The organism is bacterium, assembly GCA_035945995.1.
In the GTDB taxonomy this organism is placed as follows: Bacteria; Sysuimicrobiota; Sysuimicrobiia; order Sysuimicrobiales; family Segetimicrobiaceae; genus DASSJF01.
In genome coordinates, this window is record DASYZR010000088.1 from 46,481 (window position 1) to 56,621 (window position 10,141).

A 10,141-nucleotide genomic window follows, 5' to 3' on the forward strand; every position below is an offset into this window, starting at 1 on the left:
CCACCCTAGACGGACGAAGGAGATGAACGACCAGAGATCACGGCAATGGATCACACCATCGATGCAGTCTCGATGAGCTGGCGGGTCGCCCGCGCGATCCGCCAGGAGGGATGGACCGGAGAGGTCATCGCGGTCCACCCCCACAGCGTGTATGTGACCGACGAGGACGACGAGATTTACGCCATCGTGCGGCAGCCGCTCGGCAACGGTCCGCTCAATCTCGTGATCCCCGCCGAACCCGCGCACCTCTTCAACGGCCTGACCCTCGGCACGAGTCTCGCCTCCAACGGCGCGCGGTTGGGCGTCGGCGAAGTGATTACGATCGGCCTCGAGCGCGCAGCGATTTGGGATCCCAAGGCCTACGCGGCGCCGGCCGACGAGGCCGCCCTGGAGCGCGGCCTCGCCGCGCTGTACCGGGAGATCGCGCGCCGGGCCCCGGAGGAGAGCCTCGCGCGGCTCCTGCCCCACCTCGAGGACGAAGATCTGCCGGACGCGCTCGAGCGCGTCGCCCATTTTCCCCGCAGCCACGCCCTGATCGGCGGACTCGTCGAGTCCTTGGCCCAGCGGGACCGGCGGCGCCTCAAGGTCGTGACGTCGTCTCTCGCCGGCCTCGGACCGGGCCTCACGCCGGCCGGCGACGACTTCATCGCCGGCATCCTGCTGGCGCTCGCGCTGGTGCGCGAGCAGCGCCTCGATCCGTCGTTGAACGCGATCGCCACCCTGCTCGTGGAGACCGCGGCGCCGCGGACGCACGAAATCAGCGGCGCCTTCTTGCGGGCCGCGTACGACGGGCAGGTGGGCGAACGCTGGCATCCCTTGCTGGCGGCGCTGACCGCGGGCGACGTCGCCCGGATCGTCGAGACGGTGGTACCGGTCCTGATGACCGGCGAGACCTCCGGGGCCGACATGCTGGCCGGCTTCCTCGTCGGCATCGGCGTGCTCCAGGGCGGGGCGGCGGCGGCGTGGCGGATCCCCGTGCCGGCGGGCGGACCCGTCGCGGTGTCGAAGCCGCTCCCGCCGGCTGGGTAAGCGACCTACCGCTGCGGGAGGAAGAAGCGAAGCACACCTGACTTGACTGGAACTGGTCGTCCGCGGGTATCTCCGCACCACGCCGCGGCAGCCGACATAAGTCCACCACCGAGCCCTGTTTGAGCGAACGAAGACGCGGTCGTTGCTTGCGCCAAACTTATCGTTTTCCTCCATCGAGCCTCGCTATAGTCTTGTATAATGACACTCGATGGGATTGGCCCGGGACTCGATGAGGGGAGGACGGCATGGCGGGACGGTTCGGGGGCAACTGGCACGGGATCATCGGCGGTACTTCGAACCTTGGAAGGGTCAGTGCCAAACTCACTCAAAGCATGAACCAGGTGTCGGGGCAATTCACCTTTCAGGATCTCGTGACTGTACCGGTCTCCGCCGATGTCGACGCAACGGTCAACGGATCCTTGATCGACGGGAACCTCAATAATGTACGACCGCTCCTGCCCGGCGGCGCCGCGCCGCTGGCGCCCCATGTGCGACTTCCGAGAACCGGCCGCATCCTGGGCATGATCGACGACGATGGCAAGAGAATCACCGGCTTTTGGTACACCGACGCGCAAACGAGTGGGGGATTTATCCTCTCGCGATCCTGATCTGATCCGCCTCCGTGGCGTCGCTTACGTCGGCCGGGTGTCCCCTTCCGTCCGCACCCGCCGCCATGGGCCCTCGCCGCGCGGGAACCGCCGGGCCAGCGCGTCGAGCGCGTCCTGCATTTCGCTCCTGACGACCTCGCGCCAGTAGATCCCCGTCCGCCCGATGTGCCGGTACTTCTCGTACCGGCGGTCGACCAGCTTCGGCACCGGGGTGCGGCGCAGGGCGCGCAGGGCCGCCGCCACGTGGGCCGCAAGTGATTGGGCCGCGGCTGCGTGGTCGAGATGCGCCCCGCCGGGCGGCTCGGGCACGATCTCGTCGATCACGCCGAGACGCTTGAGGTCGGAGGCGGTGATCTTGAGCGCCGTGGACAGGGCCTGGGCCTGCGCGACGTCGCGGTAGAGAATCGCGGCGGCGCCTTCCGGAGAGATCACGGAGTAGATGGCGTGCTCCAGCATGAGCACGCGGTCGCCGACGGCCAGCGCCAGGGCGCCCCCGCTGCCCCCTTCCCCGATGATCACCGCGACGATCGGCGTCGGCAATCCCGTCATCACCGCGAGGTTCTCCGCGAGGGCGAGGGCGATGCCGCCGCGCTCGGCCTCGTAACTGGGATCGGCCCCGGGCGTGTCGACCAGCGTGACGACCGGCAGGTGAAACTTGGCGGCGAGACGCGCGAGCCGCAGGGCCTTGCGGTAGCCGCCGGGGCCGGCCATCCCCCGGTGCCGGTCCGCCTGGGCCTCGAGTGTGCCGCCGCGCTCCTGGCCGACGATCATGATGGTCTGGCCGTCGAACTCCGCGAGCCCGCCGGCGATCGCCGGGTCGTCGCGGCCCTGCCGGTCGCCGTGCAGTTCGATGAAGTCCGTGGTCATGCGCGCGATGTAGTCGAGTGCGGTCGGACGCGACACGTGCCGCGCCAGCTGCACTTCCTCCCACGCCGCGAGCGCTCGGCCGCGGACCCCCGCCGGCGCGGGCCCGCGGCGGGGACTCGGGACCGCCCCCCGGGCGAGGTGCCTGACGAGATAGGACACCGTCTCGCGGAGGCGCTCCCGCGGGACGATCAGATCGACGAGGCCGTGACGGACGAGCGTCTCCGCGCGGTGCGAGTCCGGCGGCAGTGCCGTCCCGGTCGTTTGCTCGATCACGCGCGGCCCGACGAAGCCGATCTGTGCGCCCGGCTCCGCGACGATGACGTCGCCCAGGCTGGCGAAGCTGGCCGTGACGCCGCCGAAGGTCGGGTCCGTCAGGATGGAGATGAACGCGAGGCCGTGGCGGTCGTGGCGGGCCTCCGCGGCCGCCACCTTGGCCATCTGCATGAGCGAGAGCATGCCTTCCTGCATCCGGGCGCCCCCGCTCGCCGCGACGCTCACAAGCGGGAGCCGGCGCCGGGTCGCGTGCTGAAAGGCGTTCGCGACCTTCTCGCCCACGACCGAGCCCATCGTCCCGCCCAGGAATTCGAAGTCGAAGACCGCGAGCACGACCGGCCGGCCGCCGATGCGGCAGAGGCCGGTCGTCACCGCCTCGCGGAGCCCGGTCTGCCGGCGGGCCTCGATCAACCGCGCCCGGTACGGCTTGCGGTCGATGAACTGCAGCGGATCGACGGAGATGAGGCCGCGGTCGAGTTCGCGGAACGTGCCGGGATCGGCCAGCATGCGGATGCGCGCCGGCGACGGCATCGCGAGGTAGCGTCCGCACCCCGCGCACACGTACAGCCGCTCTCCCAGCGCCTGCGGCGGGTGGGTGAGCCCGCACGAGGGGCACGGAACCGGCGCTGGCACCTGCCGCGGCCGCGCGAACATTAGGACGCGTCGCACGATGGCATCTTAACGGCGCGGCCGGCCGGGTGGCTCACACGACGCCGGCGTCGCGCAGCGCCGTCACCTGCGCGCCGGGATATCCCAGCTCGCGCAGCACGGCCGCCGTGTGCTCGCCGAGCACGGGTGGCGGCGTCCGCACGCCGCCCGGCGTGTCGGAAAACTTCAGCGGGACGCCGTTCACCCGGACGCGCCCTGCGCGGGGGTGCTCGACCGCCACCACCATCCCACGGTGGAGGACCTGCGGATCGTTCATCACCTCGCTGATGCGGGAGATGGGACCGACCGGCACGCCGGCCTCCCCGAGCCGGGCCACCCACTCGGCCGTCGTCCCGCTCCGCAACACCGGCTCGAGCGCCTCCACCAGTTCCCGCCGGTGCGCGACGCGCGCGGCGTTGGTCGCAAAGCGCGGGTCGTCTGCGAAGGGCACGTCCAGCGCCCGGCAGAACCGCTGCCACAGGCCCTCGCTCCCGACGGCGACCGTGACGAACCCGTCCCGCGTCGGAAACGGCTGGTAGGGCACCAGATTGGTGTGGGCCGACCCGACGCGCGGCGGGTTGTCGCCCGTGGCGAAGTAGTTGGCGGCCATGTACGTCATCCACGCGACCTGGGCGTCCAGCATCGCCGCGTCGATCCACTGGCCGCGGCCGTCGCGGTCGCGGACCCGCAGCGCCGCGAGGACGCCGTACGCGGCGAACATCCCGGCGCAGATGTCGGCGACCGCCACCCCGACCCGCATCGGATGCCCGTCGGCCTCGCCGGTGATCGCCATCAGCCCGCCCATCCCCTGGACGATCAGGTCGTACGCCGGACGCTCGCGGTACGGTCCGGTCTGCCCGAACCCCGAAATCGAGCAGTACACGAGGCGGGGCAGCCGGGCGTGCACCGTCTCGTACCCGACGCCCAGCCGGTCCATCGTCCCCGGGCGGAAATTCTCGACGAGCACGTCGGCCCGCCCGAGAAGGCGCCACAACAGCTCGCGCCCCCGTTCGTCCTTGAGATTGGCCGTCAGGCTCTCCTTGTTGCGGTTGATGCTCATGAAGTACGCGCTCTCGCCGTGGACAAACGGCGGCCCCCAGCCGCGCGTATCGTCGCCGCCGTCCGGCGTCTCCACCTTGATCACGCGCGCGCCGAGGTCGGCCAGCATCATCGTGCAGTAGGGACCGGCGAGCGCCCGCGTGAGGTCGACGACCAGGAGGCCGTCGAGCGGTCCTGGCGAGGTCATTTTTGGACGAACGCGAAGCAGCGGCAGAACGCCGCCTCGCCCCCCTTGAACCGGAAGGGGAACGCCCCGAACCACACCCGCGTGTCGAGCACTTCGTCGATCATGCCGCCGACGTTCTCGACGTGGAACACGCCCTTTGGAAAGAGATAGGTGTGGGTCGCCTGGTAGGCTTTGGGCCAGGGGAACGCCTCGTCGATCGGCATCCCGATCTTCTTCTCCACCTCCGGCACCAGGTCCGGCCGCGCCCGCCGGACGTTGGTGTTGAACGGATGGTCGGTGGAGATGGCGTCGATCGCGAGCCAGCGGATGCCGCGGTCGAGGACCCAGTCGCAGAACTCGAGCCGCGGGCCGGGATGCTTGAGGAACGCGCGCGGGAGATTCGGCTTGTCCCGGTTGCGGACTTTGTACCAGTCCTCGTTGTAGTAGTGGTGGTAGCCCGTGTGAATGACGAGGATGTCGCCGCGCTGGATCTTGATCTTGTGCCTGCGCTCCCACCGCTCGAAGTGCTCGGGGCCGTAGATGTCGTAGTCGCCGACGCCGAACTGGCTTAAGTCCACGACGCATGCGGGGCCGAGCAGCGACTCGAGCGGAATCCCGGCGACGTCCGGTCCCGGGTCGTTGAAGTGGAGCGGCGAATCGAGGTGCGTCGCGATGTGGTTCGTGCTGCTGATGAGTTGCGCGTTGACGCCCTCGAACGCCATCTTCTTGACCCACTTCACCGTGGGGCCTTCGTAGTAGGCAAACGGCGGCGAGTCGACGCTGAAGTTTTGGGACAGATCGAGCACGCGGACCCGGCTCAGGTCCACCGGCTTGAACGCCATCGCGGTCCTCCTCGTGGGACGGGATTGGCCGGCGGCGTGGGGGACGCGGGTGCGACTCGCCCGCGATACGCCGAACCGCCGGCCGATGGAGCAGGGGTTCTCCCAGCCGCTTCCGGCGCCCTGCGTCGCGATCGGGCGCCGTGCCACCGGCAGGACGGCATGGGTGCCTCCGCCGTACTTCTGCTCGTATGATCACCCTCATCGTCGCGACCGAGCATGGACTGTTCAGCGCGCGCCGGGCCCTCGACTGGTCCGTCGAGCACCATCTCTCCGGCTCATCCGCGGCGTGCGTCGCGGTCGATCCCGAGACCGCCACGCGGGTCTACTGCGGCACCCTGGGCCGCGGCGTGTGGCACAGCGATGACGCGGGGCGCTCCTGGGAGCCGGCCGGGCCCGGCGTCTCGCACGCGTTGGTGACCTCGATCGCCGCGAGCCCGACCGAGGGCGGCGACGACTACGCGGTCGTCTACGCCGGAACCGAACCGAGCGCGCTGTTTCGCTCCACCGACGGCGGCGCCTCGTGGAGCGAGTCGTCCGGGCTCCGGTCGCTCCCGTCCGCGCCGACGTGGAGTTTCCCCCCGCGCCCGGAGACGCATCACGTCCGGTGGATCGAGCCCGATCCCGTGGCCACCGGACGCCTCTTCGTTGCCATCGAGGCCGGCGCGCTCCTCCGCACGCCGGACGGCGGACGCACGTGGGAGGATCGCGTCCCCGGCGGTCCATACGACACGCACACCGCGGCCACGCACCGGCTCGCGCCGGACCGCGTCTACTCCGCGGCCGGCGACGGATACTTCGAGAGCGCCAACGCCGGCCGGACATGGACGCGGCGGATGGACGGGCTCCGGCACCGCTACCTGGTCGGCGTGGCCGTCGATCCGGAAGAGCCCGACACCGTCATCGTGTCCGCGGCCGAGGGCCCGCATTCGGCGTATTCGCCGCGCCACGCCGAGACCCACATCTATCGCCGGGCCGCGCGGGGCGCGTGGCGGCCGGCGACGGAAGGGCTGCCCGATCCCGAGGGCACGACGGTCAGCCACTTCGCCGGGCACCCCGACGAACCGGGCGTGCTGTACGCGGCAAACAATCGCGGCGTGTACCGCACGGCGGACGCGGGGCGCACGTGGGCGGCCCTCGAGATCCCGTGGCCTCCGGGGGCGCTGGCGGGCGGCGTGGCGGCGATCGCCGCGCTGCCCGAATAGGCGGTCACGCCGAGAAGCTGAAGGGCGGGTAGCGATCCGTGGTGAGCAGGAACGCGTAGGTCCCCACCCGCAGCGACCAGCGCAGCACGCCCACGACGAACTCGAAGAGCGATCGTGGATAGCGGCCGGCCACGAGAATCGCAAACCAGGCAAAGATGACGCAGCAGACCGCCGCGATCCCGAGGAACGCCAAGACGATGTAATGCGGAATCGCCAGGAACCACTTGACGAGCGCCAGCCAGCGATGCAGGTCGTTCGCCGCATCGGGGTACGGGATCGCGAGGTGGACGGCCTGCTCCTCGTCGACGGACGGATACTCGTCGCGGAGCAGCGCGAGATACGCGGCGACGCGCGTGGTGAACCCCGTCAGCGCGACGTTCCAATCGAACCACCACCGCGGATACTTCTGCTGGAAGAGCAGCAGCAGAGCGGTCGGCAGCACGACGAGTCCGCCGGCCCCCCACGCGAAATGCGATGCGTCGGACCGCCCGGCAGGCCCGCTGACCAGCGCGAGGACGATCGCGATGGGCACGACGGTCACCAGCCGGAAGAAGGTCGTGACTCGGTTGAGCTCGCGCTCGGGGTAATCGATCTCGAGGGTCGCCGGGAACCCGGCCGGCCTCTGCTCCATTGCGTCACCTCCTCATTGTCCGGGAGCACGATTGAACACGAGGCTCCCCGGCACCGGGTGGAACTCAGCGTAGGTAAACGGTCCCTGGGGGAGGTGCCAGATCGCCCGGCCGTCGACGGGCAGCTGACGGCCGTCGAGCGGCTGCCAGCCGGTCACCGGCGTCGTCCACCGAGCGCGCGTCACGCGCGTCGGGTCGTCGGGGTCGGCGCAGAACCGGTCGGTGGTGGTGAAATCCCTCGGCGCCCCGCGTTCGTCGACGGTCACTCGCCCGGTCACCGTTCGGCCGCGGTCCGTCAGCGCCACGTCGAAGGCATCAGCATCGGCGGAGTGCCACGTGACCTCGGGCACCGGCTTCGTCCGGAACCGTCCGGTGAACTCGAGACGGAACGACCAGTCTCGCGGCCGTCCCACGACCCGCATGAATCGGAGGTATCGTTGGGCCGGTTCGGGCAGGCGACGCACGTCGCCGTCGGTGACTACGTCATCCGGCCCCGGCCCTACGGGGAGACCGGCCCGCGCCACTTCCCGTAGAAATCGCGCGCCCATCGTCATCCGGCCCCGGCGCCCCTCGGTATCTCGATCGTCCGCAGATCCAGCTCGTACATCGCCGAGAGCGTGCTCTCGGCCGGCGCCCTACACGGACGTGCTCGCGCTCGACCATATCGTAGACCGGCATGAATCGGTCCAGCAGTAGATCGGTCTCGTCGCGACGCGCAGCCCTGATGCGGCCGTGTCGCAGCCACGTGACGCCGGCGTACGTGGCATACGACGCCACCGCCAGCGTGAGCGCGCCCGCCGCCCCTCGGCCCGCGATCCGGATGTATTGCGCCGCGTTCACGACCGGCCGTCCGCCTCCCTGTCACGCCCAACGTACCGCCGGCCGATTGCCGCTCCCATCGGGTGGCGGTCTGATTCGCCGCCCGCTGCGACACCAAATCTTTACACTCCCGCGGGCATTTCCTTTACACGCGAACGGCACACTAGGCCAGACGGCGCCGGGGTTGTGCACGCTCCGGACGACGCCAGACAGGCTCGGCAACTCGAGAGGAGGAACGGCGATGCGTAAGGCGCTTGCGATGATCCTGATCGGTGGAAGTCTCGCGGTCGCGGCGACGGCGGCGTTCGCGAACGAAGCGGGAGGTCTCAACAACGGTTCGGCGACCCGCCAGCACCGGATGGGCGAGTTCATGACGGGGGTCGTCCTGTCGAACGGCACGGACTCCTTGTCGGGGACGACCGGCACGCAGGACAGAGACCACGAGTTCAACCGGTAGGCCGGCGGAGCGAGTTTCCGATCGCGGGCCGGCGCGCGGGCTCACCCGCGCGCCGGCCCGCCGCGCTCATCGTCCCTCGCGGGGAAGCCCGCGCCGCCCTCGAACGCCTGCGCCATCGCCCGCAGCGCTTCATCAAAACAGGCCCGGGGCGGCCGCACCAAGCCGGCGCCGACTTGGCCGATGCCGGCGCGCCGGTGCGCGATGCCGGTGTTGATGCGCGGGAGAATGCCGGTGCGGACCACCTTGCGGACGTCGATGCCGGTCGGCGTGCCGCGAAAGTCGAGCGCGGGGATTCGAAATGCGTCGTGCTCGGCAAGGGTGATCTCGTACATCTCCAACGTCGCCGCCGTCGCGTCCTGAACGGTCCCGCCGACGAAGGTCACGATGGCCGGCGCGCCGGCCATCGCAAAGCCGCCGATGCCGGCGGTCTCCGTGATCGCCGAATCGCCGACGTCCGGGTTCGCGTCCTCCGCGGTGAACCCGGGGAAGTACAGGCCGCGGGGTACTGCGGCCGGGCCGACGAACCACCGGTCGCCCAGTCCGCTCACGCGAATCCCGAAGTCGGTGCCGTTGCGCGCCATCACGGTCACGAGGGAGCTGTGCGGCACCCCGTGCGCCGCATCCATCGTCGCCTTGCAGGCGGCCATGACGGGATTCAACGCCGCGAGATCGTTGTCGGCGAAGTACCGGAGGACCTCGGCCGCCTGCTGGGCCCCGGCGCGGACGACGAATGGTCCGAGCAGGCGGCCGAGCAGCGCCGACCCGGCTTTGTTGCGGTTGTGGCCCTCGTCGCCCATCTGCAGCGCCTGGGCAATCAGGGCCTTCAGGTCGAGGCCGCCGGCCAGTTCGAGGGCGCGGCCCACGACCGGCGCGAGCGTCCCCTCGATCCAGCGCAGCCGGTCCAGGACGGCGGCGTCGTAGGCGCCGTACCGCAGCACCTTGCCGTACCCTTCGTTGAAGGTCGCATAGGCCCGGGTGCCGCCGGGCTTGTTTTCGACGATACAGACGGGCATCGAGGGCGACACGACGCCGGCCATCGGCCCGACTGTTCCATGGTGGTGGCACGGATCGAAGCGGATACGCCCCGAGGCCGCGAGCAACGCCGCCTCGTCCTCATCGCGCGCCCGCCGCTCGTACAGGAGCGCCCCGATCACGGCGCCGCGCACGGGGCCCGACATCCGATCCCACGTCACGGGCGGCCCGGCGTGCAGGAACAGGTTCTCGTCCATGCCCGGGATGACGTCCAGCGCGCGCCCCACCCCGATCAGGACGGGCGTCGCGGCAAGCACGCGCACGATCGCCTCGGCGTTGGCCCGATCGATCCGCTCGCCGGGTCGGTTCGTCACGTCACCCGGTCCAAGAGGTCGAGCAACTCCGGGTCACCGCCCGCGGGCGGCCGCCAATCGACGTCGATGACGGGCACCCCCTGGTCCCGAAGACTGTCGGCGAACGTCGCGAGCCCGACGTTCACGACATGCGGTGGGGCGGCGAGCACGGCGTCGGCATCCGGAGGAAGGCCCGCGACACGCGGCTCGGAGGACA

Annotated in this window: 11 protein-coding genes; 4 read left to right on the forward strand and 7 right to left on the reverse strand. The window is 70.5% G+C overall.

What is annotated here, in order from left to right; genetic code table 11:
• Positions 1-72 precede the first annotated feature (72 nt).
• Positions 73-1,029 carry a DUF2877 domain-containing protein gene (locus VGZ23_09410; GenBank protein HEV2357810.1) on the forward strand — a complete coding sequence of 319 codons (957 nt, stop codon included), beginning with the start codon at positions 73-75 and terminating at the stop codon, positions 1,027-1,029.
• A gap of 245 nt (positions 1,030-1,274) precedes the next feature.
• Positions 1,275-1,637: a hypothetical protein gene (locus tag VGZ23_09415; protein HEV2357811.1), complete on the forward strand. Its 363-nt coding sequence runs from the start codon at positions 1,275-1,277 to the stop codon at positions 1,635-1,637.
• A 24-nt stretch (positions 1,638-1,661) separates the two neighbouring features.
• Here the strand turns inward: VGZ23_09415 and VGZ23_09420 are convergent, their stop codons facing one another.
• The 3 genes from VGZ23_09420 to VGZ23_09430 are packed head-to-tail and all read right to left on the reverse strand — an operon-like array spanning position 1,662 to position 5,492.
• Positions 1,662-3,446 (reverse strand): acetyl-CoA carboxylase carboxyltransferase subunit alpha, encoded by a 1,785-nt coding sequence (locus tag VGZ23_09420; protein ID HEV2357812.1) that lies wholly within the window; start codon positions 3,444-3,446, stop codon positions 1,662-1,664.
• A gap of 34 nt (positions 3,447-3,480) precedes the next feature.
• On the reverse strand, positions 3,481-4,671 hold the full coding sequence (locus VGZ23_09425; GenBank protein ID HEV2357813.1) for a CaiB/BaiF CoA-transferase family protein: 1,191 nt from the start codon (positions 4,669-4,671) through the stop codon (positions 3,481-3,483).
• Positions 4,668-5,492: a cyclase family protein gene (locus VGZ23_09430; protein ID HEV2357814.1), complete on the reverse strand. Its 825-nt coding sequence runs from the start codon at positions 5,490-5,492 to the stop codon at positions 4,668-4,670. The genes VGZ23_09425 and VGZ23_09430 overlap by 4 nt, the downstream gene beginning before the upstream one ends.
• A gap of 188 nt (positions 5,493-5,680) precedes the next feature.
• On the opposite strand from VGZ23_09430, the gene VGZ23_09435 reads away from it, so the two are divergent.
• Positions 5,681-6,694 carry a hypothetical protein gene (locus VGZ23_09435; GenBank protein HEV2357815.1) on the forward strand — a complete coding sequence of 338 codons (1,014 nt, stop codon included), beginning with the start codon at positions 5,681-5,683 and terminating at the stop codon, positions 6,692-6,694.
• Between the two features lie 4 nt (positions 6,695-6,698).
• Here the strand turns inward: VGZ23_09435 and VGZ23_09440 are convergent, their stop codons facing one another.
• Positions 6,699-7,325, reverse strand: coding sequence for a DUF4389 domain-containing protein (locus VGZ23_09440; protein ID HEV2357816.1), 627 nt, complete (start codon positions 7,323-7,325; stop codon positions 6,699-6,701).
• Between the two features lie 12 nt (positions 7,326-7,337).
• Complete coding sequence (locus tag VGZ23_09445) at positions 7,338-7,877, reverse strand: DUF6544 family protein (protein HEV2357817.1); 540 nt, start codon at positions 7,875-7,877, stop codon at positions 7,338-7,340.
• Between the two features lie 506 nt (positions 7,878-8,383).
• On the opposite strand from VGZ23_09445, the gene VGZ23_09450 reads away from it, so the two are divergent.
• A complete protein-coding gene (locus VGZ23_09450; protein ID HEV2357818.1) occupies positions 8,384-8,599 on the forward strand; it encodes a hypothetical protein in 216 nt (71 codons plus the stop codon).
• A 41-nt stretch (positions 8,600-8,640) separates the two neighbouring features.
• Here the strand turns inward: VGZ23_09450 and VGZ23_09455 are convergent, their stop codons facing one another.
• Together VGZ23_09455 and VGZ23_09460 are read right to left on the reverse strand one after the other, a co-directional pair.
• Positions 8,641-9,945: a DUF1116 domain-containing protein gene (locus tag VGZ23_09455; GenBank protein HEV2357819.1), complete on the reverse strand. Its 1,305-nt coding sequence runs from the start codon at positions 9,943-9,945 to the stop codon at positions 8,641-8,643.
• Positions 9,942-10,141, reverse strand: a 200-nt coding sequence (locus VGZ23_09460; GenBank protein HEV2357820.1) for an acyl-CoA synthetase FdrA, incomplete at its 5' end; no start/stop codon positions are given. The genes VGZ23_09460 and VGZ23_09455, both read right to left, overlap by 4 nt.